The organism is Vibrio tubiashii (genome assembly GCF_028551255.1).
Lineage (GTDB): Bacteria > Pseudomonadota > Gammaproteobacteria > Enterobacterales > Vibrionaceae > Vibrio > Vibrio tubiashii_B.
The window spans coordinates 2,000,946-2,017,299 of sequence record NZ_CP117029.1 but is presented as its reverse complement, the minus strand read 5'-3'; the positions used below and the strand labels follow the sequence as shown (position 1 = coordinate 2,017,299).

Below are 16,354 nucleotides of genomic sequence, written 5' to 3'. Positions count from 1 at the left end.
CTGATAGTACAGGATTAATTGAATTAAACGTTAGCAATAAGTATACCAGTGAAGTGAAATGTGCACCGTATCTCTGAATACGCAGTAAATGATTGATAGAAAAAATAAAGCCCCGCGTCAAGCGGGGCTTTTTCAATCATTCATTAATCTGAGATTATAGAGACTCAGTGAATGTACGTGCGATTACGTCTTTTTGCTGCTCTGCAGTTAGAGAGTTAAAGCGTACAGCGTAACCAGATACACGGATTGTAAGCTGAGGGTATTTCTCAGGGTTCTTAACTGCGTCTTCTAGAGTTTCGCGGTTTAGAACGTTCACGTTTAGGTGTTGACCACCTTCGATGCCAGTCTCGTGGTGGAAGTAACCATCCATTAGACCTGCTAGGTTAGCGCGCTGTGAGTTCTCTTCTTTACCTAGTGCATTTGGCACGATAGAGAAGGTGTAAGAGATACCATCTTTTGCATCAGCAAACGGTAGTTTACCTACAGATGTTAGAGATGCTACCGCACCTTTCTCATCGCGGCCGTGCATTGGGTTTGCACCTGGAGCGAATGGAGCACCTGCTTTACGACCGTCTGGCGTAGTACCTGTCTTCTTACCGTATACCACGTTTGAAGTGATAGTAAGGATAGACTGTGTAGGTACTGCATCACGGTAAGTCTTAAGCTTACGGATCTTGTTCATGAAGATAGTAACAAGTTCACAAGCCATGTCATCAACACGAGCGTCGTTGTTACCAAATTTCGGGTAGTCGCCAGAGATGTCGAAGTCGATCGCGATGCCGTCTTCGTCACGGATTGGCTTAACTGTACCGTACTTGATTGCAGATAGAGAGTCAGCTGCAACAGATAGACCAGCGATACCACAAGCCATTGTACGACGTACGTCACGGTCGTGTAGAGCCATAAGCGCTGCTTCGTAGCTGTACTTGTCGTGAGAGTAGTGGATTGCGTTTAGCGCAGTCACGTATTGCTTAGCTAGCCAATCCATGAAGTTGTCTAGACCAGCCCAAACTTTGTCGAAGTCTAGAACTTCGTCAGTCATAGCTTCAGTCTTAGGACCAACTTGGATCTTAAGCTTCTCATCTACACCGCCGTTGATAACGTAAAGTAGAGTCTTAGCTAGGTTTGCACGAGCGCCGAAGAACTGCATGTGCTTACCGATAACCATTGGAGATACACAACAAGCGATAGCGTAGTCATCGTTGTCGAAGTCTGGACGCATTAGGTCGTCGTTTTCGTACTGGATTGAAGAAGTATCGATAGATACTTTCGCACAGAACTTTTTGAAGCCGTCAGGTAGCTGCTCAGACCAAAGAACAGTGATGTTTGGCTCTGGAGAAGGACCCATAGTGTATAGCGTGTTTAGGAAACGGAAGTTCGTACGTGTAACAAGAGTACGACCGTCAACACCCATACCACCCATAGATTCTGTTGCCCAGATTGGGTCGCCAGAGAATAGCTCATCGTACTCAGGAGTACGTAGGAAGCGAACCATACGTAGCTTCATTACGAAGTGGTCGATCATTTCCTGAGCTTGTTCTTCAGTGATGATGCCAGCTGCGATGTCACGCTCAACGTATACGTCTAGGAAAGTAGAAGTACGACCTAGAGACATAGCCGCGCCGTTTTGAGATTTAACAGCTGCTAGGTAACCGAAGTAAGTCCACTGGATTGCTTCTTGTGCAGTAGTCGCAGGACCAGAAATGTCGAAGCCGTAAGACGCAGCCATTTCTTTCATTTGACCTAGTGCGCGGTGTTGCTCTTGAAGCTCTTCACGCAGTTGCATAGTCATTTGTAGATCGTCGCCAGCTTCTAGTTTCTCTTGAGTAGAGTGGAACTGAGCAACTTTGTCCTTCATTAGGAAGTCTACACCGTATAATGCTACGCGACGGTAGTCACCGATGATACGACCACGGCCGTATGCATCTGGAAGACCAGTCAGAACACCAGACTTACGACATTTTAGGATATCAGGAGAGTAAATATCGAAAACACCTTGGTTGTGTGTTTTACGGTACTCAGAGTAGATCTTAGAAACTTGAGGATCTAGAGTACGGCCGTATGCTTTACAAGAACCTTCGATCATACGTACGCCGCCGTTTGGCATGATTGCACGCTTAAGCGGAGCTTCAGTTTGTAGACCTACGATAGTCTCAAGATCTTTGTTGATGTAACCAGCATCATGAGAAGTGATGGTAGAGATAACAGAAGTATCGAAATCAACAGGTGCGTGAGTAGAGTTCTCCTGCTTGATGCCTTCCATTACTTTAGCCCAAAGCGTGTTTGTCGCTTCAGTACCTTCAGAAACTAGGAAAGATTCGTCGCCTTCGTACGGAGTGTAGTTCTTCTGAATGAAGTCGCGAACGTTAACTGTGTTTTGCCAATCACCTTCAGCAAAACCTTCCCAAGCTTTAGCAAATTGCTCTGCCATGACATACCTACCTTTTTAGTAGAAAAAACACGTACCTATCTGATCCGTTGAGCGAGTCAGACTCCCAATCATGGGGCGGTACACTCTTATGAATAACAATATGTATAGTCTTTAAAATCGATCACTGAAAGGACATAAAACTATAAATATTGTCACTACTTTTTATATGGTGATCTATCAACTTGGTTTCAAGGATAAACTAAAAAAATTTTGCAAACCTTAAACTAAATCAATAAATCGCCCTTTATCTAAAGTTTTTTTTAGTATTGATACAGATATTAAAAAAAAGTTGAGAGCCGCTATCGACTCTCAACTAGGTGTTGATTATAGGAATGCAGGGATGCCGTATTGGCCTTCAAGCATGCCTACCGCTAGCATTGCCACTAGACAGATAACAAGTACGCCAACTGGAATCACGATTTTGTCGACAAACGATAGACGTGATGCGCGCTCTTTATCACCAATCAGGCCGTTGTTGTCCAGTAGCATAGTCAGTGCCCAAGCAAGAACTGGGTTCACAACTGCAGAGCCGAAGATACAGATCCCCGCCGCTTGTGAATCTTTTGAGTCTTTCACCATTTGCATACCAGCTTCAAGCAGAGGAAGCGATACACCAACCAGTAGAGCAACGCGCATTACTGGTGGCCATACAGCGATATCCATTGGGAAGCCAAGGATCGCGATGATCATAACCAATAGACCAAGAAGGATAGCACCCGCTGGGATAGGACGTTTCGCGATCGCCGCTGGGATCATGTATGTACCCCAAGATGACGTGATGTTACCACCACCAACTGCTGTACCAACCATCTGACGGATTGAACACATCGTCATTGTGTCATCAACGTCCATTAGTACTTTTTCAGTCTTTTTAGGGTAGTTCAGCTCTTGGAAGATACGGTGACCTAAGAAGTCAGGAGACCACATTGCTACCGCAAGAATCGCAAATGGAAGAGACGCGATAAAGTGTTCTACGTTTGGTAGACCTAGCATCCAACCTTCTTCAGTGCTGCCCCACCAGTAAACAGGGTTTAGGTTCGGTAGACCTGTTTCAGTCACGAACTTGATGTCGAACCCTGCGCCGAGAACGAGAGCAATCACTAGACCAGTAAAGGCACACACTGGGATGGCTAGCCAACGCTTGTTCACTTTCGCTAGGTAAGCGTAAAGTGCAATAGTGACGGCTAGAACAATAAGGCCAACGTAACCCATGCTGCCAGCAACAACAGTGTCTGACTGTAAGCCGACTGCCCATGACTGGATGGAGTTAATTTGGCTCATAGTACCGGTTAAACCAAGGAAGATAAGCAAGCCGCCCGCGGTTCCTTGTGAGGTCAAGTTAACTAGCTTAGAACCGCCTTTAAGGAAGCTAAGTAGCAGGCCGAAGATACCGATTAGGATTGCCAATGCAAGAGGGTGAGCACCGGCTAGAGCGATCGTGCCGATAAGAGGGATCATTGGGCCGTGGTTACCGGCGAGGTTTGCTTTCGGGTTAATGAAACCAGAGGCAAGAACACAGAATAGCAGCGCAGGGATAAGCATCTCTACACGCGCGACTTCAATCGCAAATTCTTTACCTAGGTTGATATGGTCCCAAGCGGCAGTAAGCCCCTCAGCCCAAGACATCATTACCGCAGAGTACATCGCGATAATACCGATAGTACCTGCAAGTGCTGGAACTAGGTCTTCAAGCTCGAAACGGAAGTCGCGACCAGGAAGGTTCAAACCAAAGCGACGTGGCTTCATGATTTGTAGTTCGTGGTCTAGATAGTCTGAACGGCTTTCAAACTCAGAAGCTGGACGATGCAGCTCTTGATAGCTCTTATTTTCGATATCCGAATCAGAGTGCGGTTTATTGACTGCGTCTGACATAGATTCCTCATATTCTAAAAAGTTAATGATTCTTCAATGAGTGACCCGATTATTGTTCTGTGACGGTCACCCAGCAAAACCTGGCATAGCTTCCTGCCTTGATTCCTGGTCTACCTCATGTAGCGTGCACTTGATGTGCTATAGCATAGAGGATTTAAAGACAAAAAGTACGACTATTGAGGCTTTTATCTTTGACGCGAGTTTAACGTGCTAACCCTTAAGAGTGATTGATTTAGATCACTTTATGAAAGGTTGTGAAAGAAAACTACACAACATTGGCGAGTAGGCGAGACAGTAGCAGTTTTGATTGAAATTTAGTTTCATAATGTGAGTTTTATTAGCGGATAACAAGGAGTTAAATCGCGACCAATATCAAACTTAAGATGGTTTGTTGAGATAGATCTTGTTTTTATAAAAATGTTAATTAATAGATTTGGTTTATTGTTTGGTAGAGGAAGTGTTTTATGCGAATTTTGGAGCTTATTTGACTATTGAATGCATTATTAGTCATATAAAGTGGCTAGATATTGCTGATTTGCAGGTTAATAATTTGTTGCAAGTTGGGCGGGGTAGTGCTAGTTTGTATCGCAATGTGGGTGGAACCCAGCAGTCAGCCAAAAGCATTTAGCCGATGCAATTGGTCATAATAAATACAGGGAGTAAAAGCGCATGAAAGATGTACCAGCGCTGGACATAAAAGAACTGCACAAAACATTCGGACAAAATGAAGTTTTAAAGGGCATCTCGTTAGAAGCTCATAAAGGGGACGTCATCTCTATTATCGGTTCATCAGGTTCCGGTAAAAGTACCTTTCTTAGATGTATAAACCTTCTTGAAACACCAACTGAAGGCGAAATTTGGGTTAACGGTGAGTTAATTCAAATGAAAAACAATCGCCAAGGTGAGGCGGTTCCTGCCAATGAAAAGCAAGTTCAACGCATCCGTTCGCGTCTTGCTATGGTTTTCCAAGGATTCAACCTCTGGTCACACATGACAGTGCTCGAAAATGTCATTGAGGCACCTGTACATGTATTGGGTGTACCGAAAGCTCAAGCGATTGAAAACGCAGAACTCCTATTAAAGAAAGTGGGTTTGTACGAGCGTAAAGATTATTACCCAGGTCACTTGTCGGGTGGTCAGCAGCAACGCGCTGCTATCGCTCGTGCGTTAGCGGTAGACCCTGAAGTCATGCTGTTTGATGAACCAACATCAGCACTTGACCCAGAGCTCGTTGGTGAAGTGCTTGGCGTTATGCGTGACTTGGCTGAAGAAGGTCGAACTATGTTGGTGGTGACTCACGAAATGGCCTTCGCACGTGACGTATCGAACCATGTGATGTTCTTACATCAAGGTTTAGTGGAAGAACAAGGCGATCCAGCTAAACTCTTTACCAATCCGGACTCAGAACGTCTGCAGCAGTTTATCTCATCAATTTATTAATCGCCGCTTAGCGGCAAACACAACCAACAACTAAGTTAAAAAATAAGAATCACAATCACAGGAGTATGGAAATGAAAAAGTGGTTATTAGCAGCAACACTGGCAGCGACTGCGGTATCTGGCGTAGCGCAAGCGAAAGAATGGAAAACAGTTCGCTTCGGTATTGAAGGTGCTTACCCTCCGTTTAGCTGGACAGAGGCTGATGGTTCTCTAAAAGGCTTTGATGTAGACATGGCGAACGCGCTTTGTACTGAAATGCAGGTCAAATGTAAAATTGTTCCTCAAGATTGGGACGGTATTATCCCTTCACTGCTTGCGCGTAAATACGATGCAATCATCGCTGCAATGTCTATTACTGAAGAGCGTAAGAAGAAAGTGGATTTCACTGGCAAATATGCTCAGATCCCAAATAAATTCATTGCGAAGAAAGGCGCTGGGCTTGATTTTGATAACCTAGATGGTCAAAAAATCGCGGTACAACGTGCAACAACTCACGACAAGTATCTGACTGACAACTACGGTGACAAAGTAGAAATCGTACGTTACGGCTCTTTTGATGAAGCTTACTTAGACCTTGCTAACGGTCGCGTTGTTGCGGTACTGGGTGATGCGTCAGCGCTTGAAGAAGGCGTACTAAATAAAGCTGGCGGTGAAGCATACGAATTCGTTGGCCCTGCTCTAACTGATGCGAAATGGTTCGGTGAAGGTATGGGAATTGCTGTTCGCAAACAAGATAAAGACCTTACTAAAAAGCTAGATGCAGCAATCATCTCTCTACGCGAGAAAGGTGTTTACCAAGACATCGCTGCTAAGTACTTCAACTACGACGTTTACGGTCAGTAATCGTTTAGTTAATGGCCGTTAGTTTTTGTTCCTAGGAGTATGACTAGCGGCCTTTTTATAAAGTTTAGGGATCAGGAACGTACCTATGCTGGATTTACAAGGATATGAAGCCTCTATTTTAAAAGGGGCCGTTGTGACCATTGAGGTTGCATTATTGTCACTGTTGGTGGCAATGATTTTAGGTATGCTTGGAGCGCTTGCTAAAATGGCTCCCTACCGTTGGGCTAGAGCAATTGCGACTTTATATACAACGGTGATTCGTGGCATTCCAGACTTAGTTCTGATGATGCTAATATTCTTTGGTGGACAAATTCTTCTTAACAATAGCCTTTATTCCATCAATGAATGGCTCAACGAATGGTTTGCTTCCAGCGACCCAAATCATGAGTGGACCTCTTACTTACCAGACTATATCGACGTCAGTCCATTTATTGCCGGTGTTCTTACCATTGGCTTTATCTTTGGCGCTTATATGGCAGAGACTTTCCGTGGCGCAATCATGGCGGTCGACCGTGGAGAACTTGAAGCGGCAAAGGCTTATGGAATGAGCTCTCTATTAGCGTTTAGGCGCATACTTCTTCCACAGATGATTCGTCACGCGTTACCAGGCTTTGGTAACAACTGGCTAGTTTTGCTCAAAACAACCGCACTTGTTTCAATTATTGGTCTTGAAGATATGGTGCGTATGAGTTCGCTTGCTGCGGGTACGACCAAGATGCCTTTTACTTTTTATATGGCGGTCGCGCTTATTTTCTTATTCTTTACCAGTGTCTCGACAGGGTTCCTGAAAATGGTAGAGCGCAAATTCAGTATTCATGCGAGGTAAAGAATGGACTTTTCTTTGATCATAGAAAGCTTGCCGATTTATCTGGATGGTCTTTGGACTACAGCATGGCTAGTTACCCTTGCACTAATTATTGGGCTGTTTGTAGCAATTCCTCTTGGTATCGCACGCAATAGCCATAACTATTTGCTTAATGGGCCTAGTTGGGCATTTATCTACTTTTTTCGTGGAACCCCGCTGCTAGTTCAGTTGTATCTTATCTACTATGGTATGGATCAATTCTTCCCAGTCAAAGACACCCTTTGGGAGCATGCATGGTTTTGCGCTTTAGTCGCGTTCGTATTAAACACCGCAGCTTATACAGCCGAAATCATTCGCGGTGCAATCAATGGTCTTCCGAAAGGCGAAGTGGAAGCTGCGAAAGCCTATGGTATGAGTACGTTTAAAACCTATCGACGCATTATTTTGCCAAGCGCATTGCGCCGTGCACTTCCAGCTTACAGTAACGAAGTTATCTTTATGCTTCACGGTAGTGCTGTAGCAGGTATAGTAACTATTGTTGACCTGACAGGTGCTGCTCGCCTAGTAAACTCACGCTACTACGCGCCATTTGAATCGTTTTTGACTGCAGGCCTGTTCTATATGGCACTGACTTTCATCATTCTTGCTTGCTTCAAGTTTGCAGAAAAACGTTTCTTAGCTTACCTCAGACCGCTGAGCTAATAGAGCTCAATATGACAAACACAGAAAAGGCTTCCAATCGGAAGCCTTTTTTATTCGCTGAGATTCAGAGGTTAGCTCAAGATAATGAGTACGGTACCAGCAAGCGTCATCAGGATATTGGCTATCGCATAAGTACCCGCATAACCCAATGCAGGAATGGTAGACTTAGCGTAGTCGTTAACGATGTCCATGGCCGGTGCGCAGGTGCGTGCGCCAATAATTGCACCAAACAGCAGAGCTCGGTTCATCTTTAGTAGATAGGCTCCGACTAAGTAGGCAACGACAACGGGGACCACACTGATCACGAAAGAGAGTCCAATCACCTGTAAGCCAACCTGAGAGAGGTGCTCAAACATTTTGCCACCTGCACTCAGTCCAATTCCTACCATAAAGAACATTAAGCCAAGGTCTTTGACCATGTTTAGCGCCCCCTGAGGTACATAACCAAAGGTAGGGTGGTTGGCACGTAAAAAGCCCAGTGTAATACCGGAAAGTAAAAGGCCTACCGCATTACCGAGTCCAAAGGAGACTTGACCGAATGTCATGGTGATCAAACCAAACATAATGCCAAGGATGAAGAAGCTACAAAACGCCAGCAAGTCTGCCATTTGGCTATGGATTGAAATGAAACCAATTTTTTCAGCAAGACCATGAACGCGGCTCTTTTCACCACTGACCTGAAGTATGTCTCCTTTAGCGAGAACAATGTCCAGATCCATTGGCATTTCGATTTGAGCGCGGACCACGCGGTTCAGGAAACAGCCATATTCAGAAAGGTTAAGATCTGACAGACGTTTACCCGCAATTGAGTCACTCTTTACGACGATCTCTTCTTCAACAATACGCAGGTCAAGAAGGTTACGGTCGAAAACCTCTTTACCGTTGCGGAAGCTTGGATCTAGACGTGCGTGGCTATCCGGGAAGCCAACCAGGGCAATTTCGTCTCCTTGCTGCAAAATCGCGTCACCGTCTGGGTGGGCTAGAATACCATTACGTCGAATTCGCTCGATATAGCACCCTGTTTGTCGGTAAATACCAAGCTCGCGTAAGTTTTTGCCGTCAATCCAATCGATGAGCTCTTGTCCGACTCGGTACGCGCGAATGATTGGTAAGTAAACTTTGCGTTGTCCTGAGCTACCCAGTCCTCGCTCTTGTGCGATTTGCTGTGCGGAGTCTGATAGGTTTTGCTTTTGCAGTTTAGGCAGAAGCTTGGCAAACATAATCATACTGATCAGGCCAATCAAGTAGGCCATCGCATAACCTACCGACAAGTTTTCGATGACTTGGTTAAAATCCATATTACGTGGTGTAGTGGCAAGCCCGGAATTGAGAGCATCTTGCGCACCTACCAGTACGGGCGTTGAGGTTAACGCTCCGGCCATCATACCGGCAGATAAACCAAAATCGAGGCCCATATAGTGGCTTGCATAGTAGGTAATACACAGGGCAGTAGAGAGCACGACTAAGCTTAAGATGAAGTAATGTTTACCATCACGGAAAAAAATACCGAAGAAGTTTGGACCTGCTTCGATACCAACGCAGTAGATAAACAGCATAAAGCCGATAGTCAAAGCTTCGGCATTAAAGCTAAAACCAAGGTGACCCATCACGAGCGAGGTGATTAACACGCCAATGGAGTTGCCTAACTGCAAGTTGCCAAAGCGAATTTTGCCGATGCCTAGGCCGATCGCTAGTACAACGAAGATGAGAAGAATAGGGTTTTGTTCGAGCAAGTGTACGACGTCAATGTTCACGGGCAATTCTTGTCTTGGTGCCGGGGAATAGGTTAAGTGTGCGAATTGTATCTGAATATTGCAAAAAGATAAGTGAAAATTTTTATAATTTACTATTAGCTGACTTAGGCAATGAAATGAGTAAGTTGGTTTAAATTCAGACACAAAAAAGCCGCTTATTGATAAGCGGCTCTTGTAGAATCTGGGCGATTACTCGTCAAATAGACCTAGATGCTCTTTTGCGTAAGCTTCGAAGTCATCACAGCCACCGATGTGGTCTTGATCGATGAAAATCTGAGGAACAGTTTCTACAGGCTTACCTACCGTTTTCTCTAGGTCCGCTTTAGAAATTCCTTCTGCGTGAATGTCTACGTAGCGGTAGTTGAAATCATCGCGTTTAGCTTTTAGTGTTTCAGCGTGCTCTTTTGCACGAACACAGTAAGGACAAGCTGGGCGACCAAAGATAACTACGAACATATTCTCTTTCTCCTGTATTTTGTTAAGTGCAACTATGCCCGAATCATGGGCGGAAATAAAGAGTCATTTGCCTCTTGTTTTGATAGGTAAATCCTATTGAACAAAAAGTATCCTTTCACCTTGTCAATAATGCCTTTAGTGTGTGCGGCAAGTCGAGAAAGCCCTATAAAAATAAAGGCGTTTGCTGACAAGTTGCACTACGTCATGTTTATTTCATTTGATTCAGTGCAAGCTTATTACTCGGTTGTCACAGGGAGTGTGTTGAGTATGTTCCAGTTTATGACCTCGACCCGAATCATTTTTGGGGAAGGTGCATTACAATCCTCGTTATCCGTTATCAACCAGTATGGTTACAGTGTCCTTCTTGTTACTGGTAAAAATACCGACCGCGCCTCCCCAATCCTCCATTACATTAAACAGCAAAATATGCGCTATCAACACGTCGCAATCAATGGTGAGCCTAACATTACCATGATCGAAGAAACGGCTTTAGTGGGGCGCAAATTTAAACCTGATATGGTCATCGCGATGGGTGGAGGAAGTGTTCTCGATATGGGCAAAGCGCTGGCTGCAGTTATCCCAAATCAAGGCGATGTCTATGATTATGTTGAGGTAGTGGGGCGAAACGTACCGCTTAAGTCAAAGCCAATTCCATTTATTGCTATTCCAACTACCGCAAGCACGGGTTCTGAAGTTACGCGCAATGCTGTGCTGCGTTCGGGACAAGACCAAGTCAAGGTCAGTCTGCGTAGCCCTGATATGCTTGCCGATGTGGCGATCATTGATCCCACACTAACTTATGGAACGGATAAGTTAACGTCTGGACGCGGAGCCATGGATGCGTTCACCCATTTAATGGAGGCGTATGTGTGTGGCGATCCCAACCCGTTAACCGACATGATTTGTGAAGAGGGATTACGCAGGCTAAGTCAATCGATACTGCCCGCGTGTTTGCAAGATGACTACAAGGCGAGAGCTGACATTTCTTTTGCAGCCATGCTGGGTGGTATGGCTATAACCAATGCGAAATTGGGCGCAGCCCACGGGCTAGCGTCAGCTTTGGGTGGCAAGCTTGATGCTCCGCATAGTGTCATTACAGGCCGACTCGCTCCGTTTGTGATGACTGAAAACATCAAAGCAGCCAAACAGGCCGGAAGAGGAGATGTGCTGCACCGATATTCAAAAGTAGCTCAAATCTTAACTGGAAGGGTTAACGCTTGCCGTGATGATGCGATCTTGTGGGTCAATATGATGTTAGAGAAACTGGCATTGCCCAAACTTGATAGTTTCGGCATATGTACGACCTCTTTCGAAGAAGTTGCTGATGACGCGCTTAAGTCTGTCGCTATAAAAGGTAACCCACTGCCTCTGACCAAAGAACGTTTAACTTATATCTTACGCCAAGTTTGTCAGTGTCAAGAAAGCTGCAATACCGTTGAAAGTCGTAAGCAAGAATCAAATGCGAGAGTGGTCTCTCTGGGCGACAAGAAAGATCAAGGCAGTTATCAAGACGGTTGAGCGTGCTTGATGAACAGGTCGCAAATGCAAAAACGGAGCACTGAGTGCTCCGTTTTATTAGAATTGGGAAAGCTTGTCGTAACGAGAGTCTTTCAAGACGTCTTTAACACGCTTCAGGTTCTCTCTAAATCCTGTCCCTCGGCGTAGAGTGAAGCCTGTTGCTAGAACGTCGATAACCGTCATTTGAACAACACGGCTCGCCATCGGCATATAAACGTCAGTATCTTCTGGCACATCGAGTGAGATAGACAACGAACTTGCTTTATCTAGCGGCGAGTCTTTAGCGGTGATCGCGATAACCGTTGCACCGTTTTCACGTGCTAGATTGGCAATCTCGACTTGGCTCTTAGTTCGACCAGTGTGAGAAATCAGTACAATCACATCGTTGTCAGTACAGTTAATACAGCTCATACGCTGCATGACGATGTCTTCAAAGCAAGTAATTGGGATATTAAAGCGAATGAACTTGTTTTGCGCATCTTTCGCGACAGCAGATGAAGCACCTAAACCAAAAAATGAGATGCGCTTAGCTTGAGTAAGCAAATCGACGGCACGATTAACCTGCATTGGATCTAAGCTGTTCTTAGCGACATCCAAACATGCCATCGTAGATTCGAAAATCTTATGCGTGTATGCATCAGGGCCATCATCTTCTTCAACATTTCGGTTAACGTAAGGAGTACCGTTAGCCAAGCTTTGAGCAAGATGAAGTTTAAAGTCTGGAAAACCTTTGGTATCCAAACGACGACAGAAGCGGTTAACAGTTGGCTCACTTACATCAGCCATTTTTGCCAGTGTAGCAATACTAGAATGGATAGCAGTTTGTGGCGATGCCATGATGACTTCGGCAACTTTACGCTCAGACTTGCTAAAGTTTTCTAGGTTTTTTTGAATTTTTTCTAATGTGTTCATAGTGTTCACGAGGGTATAGAGAACAACTCACTGGATATACCCGAATATTTAGTGATGGGGAACAAAGTGTTACCCAAAAAGGTAAGTGCAATCCAGCGCCATGGAACCAGTATAAACCTAAGCAAAAGGTTTACGGCAACTTTTCTACAAGGCAATTGGCTATTATATGACAAGCCTCAAACAAAATTTTGTCTAAACTACAGAATTACCGATTCTGTGGTTGGAAAATTCATCTTTGTGGCTTGTCTTGATAGAGAAATTACACTTTTCTAGAAATAAAATTTCAGTTTCAGCCTAAGCAGCAAGGATACGTTCTGCTAAGCTTTCAATTCTTGCCATGAGCTTAGGGGCTTGCTTAGCAATTTCTCTTTGCTCTTCAAGCACGGCACTTAGAATATCGCAGCCAGTCAATGGGTTAGCCAACACCACGCGAAAGACAATCGTATTCAAACGCTCCCACTTTTCTGGGTTTAAGCGCGTACGAGAGACAAAAGATTTGCCCGTTTCGCGCTGGCGTTTCTGGATAAACTTAGTTAGCTCGTTTAGCAATTCGTTGAGTTCTTGCGTCTGCTTACCTGTTGAGCGTTCGAGTGCGATACGAATGTTTTCAGGTAGATAGCGATAAGTCAGTAGGCAAAGTTCTGGTTCGGAGACTAGTTCAAAGTCTGGTTGTTGCTCTATGTGGTTAGCAAAGAACTTCGCTTTCTCGATACTTTGATCAATGAGTAGTTCGTAGCCCGGGCGACTAATGATGTGCATTGCCGCGTACACCAACATAGCCATTCCTGAACGAGAGCCTTCAAGAGTATGGCTACCTAGATCTTTTGAGCCTTTACGCAGGATATACTGAGCATGATGCTCAATGGACTTCATCGCATCAGGCTGCTTGAACAGCACCATGCCTGCGCCCATTGGGATATAGAGCTGCTTATGCGCATCGATAGTGACAGAATCTGCCAGCTCAACACCATCGAGTAGGTGGCGATAGTTATTTGACATTAAAGTCGCACCACCCCATGCCGCATCAACGTGGAAGTGACAATCTTCCTTTTGGCAAATCTGAGCGATTTCTTTCAGTGGGTCGATGCTGCCTGTTTCCGTCGTGCCCGCCACACCAATCACAGCAAATGGCTTGATGTTTTGTGCTTTGAGCTCAGTGATACGCTGTTGTAAAGATTGCGGACAAATTCGGTTGTTGTTGTCTGTTTTGACTGCCACTAAGCCTTCTTGACCAATGCCTAGCACATCGGCTGCTTTTTTTAGCGAATAGTGACCACGCTCTGAGACCAGTACGGCTAATCCTTCATAGCCGTAGTGCTTCATTGCTTTGAATAAGCCTTCTTTTTCTACACCTTTGAACTCGCCGGTGGCTTTCAGTGCATTGTTTCGAGCAACCCAAAGCGCAGTGATGTTGGCGATGGTGCCGCCAGAGCAAAATGCGCCTAATGAGTGGTTGGCACTGTGCATCCATTGGTTGTAAAACGAGTCATTTTCGCCGTAGATTAAGCGATGCAACATGCCTAAAACTTGACGTTCAAGAGGTGTGAATGCTTTAGATGTCTCTATCTTCACCAAGTTTTGGTTTAGCGCAATCATGATTTTCGACAACGGCATTAAGAAGTAAGGCAGTGCCGAAGTCATATGACCAATAAAGCTTGGCGCAGAGGTATGAACAGAATGGGAGACTAATGTATCAAGCAGATGCTGCGTATGATCTGATACGAATTCAGGTTGCTCTGGAATCGACGCATGTGAGAAGTCTTTTTCGATATCGCGCAGCGGTTTTTCTTCTGCCACGATGTGCTCGCGCAAAAACTTATTCAAGTTGCGCGACAGCTTCTCTTCGATCTTGGTTAGCGTTGAGTCTGGTCCTTCTGGGACGGTGAAGATTCGGAGTAAACTCTCGAAACTCACGTCAGCCGTTTTATGTTCCGATGTCATACAGCTACATTGCTCTAATCATTTTTATTGCAGCGGGACAATCTAAACGAAAACGGGAACAAAGTCCCGTCTTAATTATCGAATCTTAGATTTTACCGGGCAGAAGTTGGTCGAAAAGTTAATGCCCCTACAAGCCTTGTGATTACTTGCAGTTAATCGCTTCAACTTCTTTGATCGATGCGTTATAGCGTTTTAATGCTGCGTCGATCTTAGTCGGATGGCTGAGAAGATCTGCAAATGCAGAGCGAAGTTCGTAATTCTTCTCATGCGGTTTAGCTTGGCGATCGCCAAAAGTGACTTTTGCCAGTTGACCAAGCTCGTCGCTACGTGAGGCAAGTACCTTTATGTCTTTCTGTTCAAGCTGTAGCCAAGCTTCAACCGCTTGGTTAGTCGCAACTTTTGCTGGGTCTTGCTCTAGGTAGTAGTGAACCGCTGCACGATTTAGTTCGAAATGGTTTTTACGTCCTTCAAGGAACCACTTGCTGACTTCTTCAAGTTCTGGATATTGCTCTGAAGTTAGCGTCGACAAATCTTCGTACCAGTGTAGTGAGGCATCGATGTAAGCGTCGTATTTTTTTGATAGGCAAGCATTGTCAGCAGCGGCCGCAAAGGTTGAGGTTGCGGCTAGCAGCATTGCAACGATAGTGCGTTTCATAGTGATTCCTTTTAAAGCTAATTCTTATAGTTTCTAATTATCTAATTTAGCGTTCGCTAAATTTATTGGGCTTGTAAGCGCATAATATAGAGCTTTTGAATGACAATTCCTGCGATCTAGCCTGCAAGAGAGACAAAGAACAACATTAAAACAGGAACGAGTAAGCTCAATATGAAACCGCTAACAATGGCAATAGGGACACATCGCACCCCGCCTGTGGTTTGGATTACCGGAAGGGTAAAGTCCATCGCCGTTGCGCCCGCATAACCGATAGATGTACAAGGTTTAGTACGGATAAAGAGAGGGATAAGTACCAATGCAACCAGCTCTCTCAGTAGCTCGATCATAAAAGAGGCGCCGCCATACACAGGGCCGAAAGCATCACCCATCAAGATTCCGGCTAATGAATACCAACCGAAGCCAGAAGCCATTGCTAAGCCACGGAATACATTGATATCTAAGATAAGCGCAGAGATAACGCCCCCGATTAGTGAGCTTGCGATGATAACAACGGCAATGACCATACCATGCTTGTTGAGCAGAATCTGACGCAGCGTGAGGCCACTATTGCGTAGTTGGATACCAATAAAAAATAGCAGCAGAAACAAAATCCATTCACTAGCCGTATCGACCCAGCTTAGATCAAAGGGCACCAATAGCCCAACAATGAGACCGCCACCGACGACTAGGATCAGCTTGGCTGACTCCATCGCCATTTCTGACAATGGTAATTTGGTATTGCTGGCATCGGTTTTGATTGGTAGCCATTTATCAATGAAAGGCAAAACGGCTAGGTTGGCTAAACTCAAACAAATAAAAAAGACAGCGGTTGTTTTGAGGATCAGTTGTAGGTTCTGACCCAGATTATCCAGCGCTGCTAAGCTCAAGCCCATCAAAGCCAAAATCACGTAAATGAGATTGGATGTGGTTGAGTTTATTGTGTCGAGTAGAGCTTTTTTGGATATAGAAATGAAATACCCCACAACAAGTGGGGCAAAGATAAATAACATCCCTGAAAACATGGTA

13 protein-coding genes are annotated in these 16,354 nt (G+C 44.9%); 5 read left to right on the top strand and 8 right to left on the bottom strand.

Features of this window, described 5'->3' with window-relative positions; translation table 11 throughout:
* Positions 1-154 precede the first annotated feature (154 nt).
* Together pflB and LYZ37_RS09165 are read right to left on the bottom strand one after the other, a co-directional pair.
* A complete protein-coding gene (gene pflB, locus LYZ37_RS09170; RefSeq protein ID WP_272785269.1) occupies positions 155-2,431 on the bottom strand; it encodes a formate C-acetyltransferase in 2,277 nt (758 codons plus the stop codon).
* Positions 2,432-2,755: 324 nt separating this feature from the next.
* Complete coding sequence (locus LYZ37_RS09165; protein WP_004748998.1) at positions 2,756-4,303, bottom strand: DUF3360 family protein; 1,548 nt, start codon at positions 4,301-4,303, stop codon at positions 2,756-2,758.
* Positions 4,304-4,972: 669 nt separating this feature from the next.
* Here LYZ37_RS09165 and LYZ37_RS09160 point away from each other — a divergent pair.
* From LYZ37_RS09160 to LYZ37_RS09145, 4 genes are all read left to right on the top strand, one after another.
* Positions 4,973-5,743: an ABC transporter ATP-binding protein gene (locus LYZ37_RS09160; protein WP_272785268.1), complete on the top strand. Its 771-nt coding sequence runs from the start codon at positions 4,973-4,975 to the stop codon at positions 5,741-5,743.
* Positions 5,744-5,814: 71 nt separating this feature from the next.
* Positions 5,815-6,585, top strand: a complete 771-nt coding sequence (locus tag LYZ37_RS09155) for an ABC transporter substrate-binding protein (RefSeq protein WP_272785267.1) — start codon at positions 5,815-5,817, stop codon at positions 6,583-6,585.
* Positions 6,586-6,670: 85 nt separating this feature from the next.
* Positions 6,671-7,411, top strand: a complete 741-nt coding sequence (locus LYZ37_RS09150; protein ID WP_272785266.1) for an ABC transporter permease — start codon at positions 6,671-6,673, stop codon at positions 7,409-7,411.
* Positions 7,412-7,414: 3 nt separating this feature from the next.
* On the top strand, positions 7,415-8,092 hold the full coding sequence (locus tag LYZ37_RS09145; protein ID WP_272785265.1) for an ABC transporter permease: 678 nt from the start codon (positions 7,415-7,417) through the stop codon (positions 8,090-8,092).
* Between the two features lie 71 nt (positions 8,093-8,163).
* Here the strand turns inward: LYZ37_RS09145 and LYZ37_RS09140 are convergent, their stop codons facing one another.
* Both LYZ37_RS09140 and LYZ37_RS09135 read right to left on the bottom strand, forming a co-directional pair.
* On the bottom strand, positions 8,164-9,846 hold the full coding sequence (locus tag LYZ37_RS09140; protein ID WP_004749305.1) for an aspartate:alanine antiporter: 1,683 nt from the start codon (positions 9,844-9,846) through the stop codon (positions 8,164-8,166).
* Between the two features lie 189 nt (positions 9,847-10,035).
* On the bottom strand, positions 10,036-10,302 hold the full coding sequence (locus LYZ37_RS09135) for a GrxA family glutaredoxin (protein WP_171321219.1): 267 nt from the start codon (positions 10,300-10,302) through the stop codon (positions 10,036-10,038).
* 267 nt (positions 10,303-10,569) lie between these two features.
* Between LYZ37_RS09135 and LYZ37_RS09130 the strand changes: the two genes are divergently transcribed.
* The gene (locus LYZ37_RS09130) at positions 10,570-11,820 is read left to right on the top strand and encodes an iron-containing alcohol dehydrogenase (RefSeq protein WP_272787161.1); all 1,251 of its coding nucleotides are present in this window, start codon (positions 10,570-10,572) and stop codon (positions 11,818-11,820) included.
* Between the two features lie 57 nt (positions 11,821-11,877).
* On the opposite strand, the gene LYZ37_RS09125 is transcribed toward LYZ37_RS09130, so the two are convergent.
* From LYZ37_RS09125 to LYZ37_RS09110, 4 genes are all read right to left on the bottom strand, one after another.
* Entirely contained in the window at positions 11,878-12,732 is an 855-nt protein-coding gene (locus LYZ37_RS09125) for a MurR/RpiR family transcriptional regulator (RefSeq protein WP_004749005.1), read from the bottom strand.
* A gap of 294 nt (positions 12,733-13,026) precedes the next feature.
* Positions 13,027-14,673, bottom strand: coding sequence for a pyridoxal-dependent aspartate 1-decarboxylase PanP (gene panP / locus LYZ37_RS09120; RefSeq protein WP_272785264.1), 1,647 nt, complete (start codon positions 14,671-14,673; stop codon positions 13,027-13,029).
* Positions 14,674-14,815: 142 nt separating this feature from the next.
* Positions 14,816-15,328 carry a hypothetical protein gene (locus tag LYZ37_RS09115; protein WP_171801820.1) on the bottom strand — a complete coding sequence of 171 codons (513 nt, stop codon included), beginning with the start codon at positions 15,326-15,328 and terminating at the stop codon, positions 14,816-14,818.
* A gap of 116 nt (positions 15,329-15,444) precedes the next feature.
* The gene (locus tag LYZ37_RS09110; RefSeq protein WP_272785262.1) at positions 15,445-16,350 is read right to left on the bottom strand and encodes a lysine exporter LysO family protein; all 906 of its coding nucleotides are present in this window, start codon (positions 16,348-16,350) and stop codon (positions 15,445-15,447) included.
* Positions 16,351-16,354 lie beyond the last annotated feature (4 nt).

What these genes read in the sequence shown, in the direction of transcription:
- pflB (WP_272785269.1), bottom strand. Translation starts at nt 2,431, where the DNA reads ATGGCAGAGCAATTTGCTAAAGCTTGGGAAGGTTTTGCTGAAGGTGAT.
- LYZ37_RS09165 (WP_004748998.1), bottom strand. Translation starts at nt 4,303, where the DNA reads ATGTCAGACGCAGTCAATAAACCGCACTCTGATTCGGATATCGAAAAT.
- LYZ37_RS09160 (WP_272785268.1), top strand. Translation starts at nt 4,973, where the DNA reads ATGAAAGATGTACCAGCGCTGGACATAAAAGAACTGCACAAAACATTC.
- LYZ37_RS09155 (WP_272785267.1), top strand. Translation starts at nt 5,815, where the DNA reads ATGAAAAAGTGGTTATTAGCAGCAACACTGGCAGCGACTGCGGTATCT.
- LYZ37_RS09150 (WP_272785266.1), top strand. Translation starts at nt 6,671, where the DNA reads ATGCTGGATTTACAAGGATATGAAGCCTCTATTTTAAAAGGGGCCGTT.
- LYZ37_RS09145 (WP_272785265.1), top strand. Translation starts at nt 7,415, where the DNA reads ATGGACTTTTCTTTGATCATAGAAAGCTTGCCGATTTATCTGGATGGT.
- LYZ37_RS09135 (WP_171321219.1), bottom strand. Translation starts at nt 10,302, where the DNA reads ATGTTCGTAGTTATCTTTGGTCGCCCAGCTTGTCCTTACTGTGTTCGT.
- LYZ37_RS09130 (WP_272787161.1), top strand. Translation starts at nt 10,570, where the DNA reads ATGTTCCAGTTTATGACCTCGACCCGAATCATTTTTGGGGAAGGTGCA.
- LYZ37_RS09125 (WP_004749005.1), bottom strand. Translation starts at nt 12,732, where the DNA reads ATGAACACATTAGAAAAAATTCAAAAAAACCTAGAAAACTTTAGCAAG.
- panP (WP_272785264.1), bottom strand. Translation starts at nt 14,673, where the DNA reads ATGACATCGGAACATAAAACGGCTGACGTGAGTTTCGAGAGTTTACTC.
- LYZ37_RS09115 (WP_171801820.1), bottom strand. Translation starts at nt 15,328, where the DNA reads ATGAAACGCACTATCGTTGCAATGCTGCTAGCCGCAACCTCAACCTTT.
- LYZ37_RS09110 (WP_272785262.1), bottom strand. Translation starts at nt 16,350, where the DNA reads ATGTTTTCAGGGATGTTATTTATCTTTGCCCCACTTGTTGTGGGGTAT.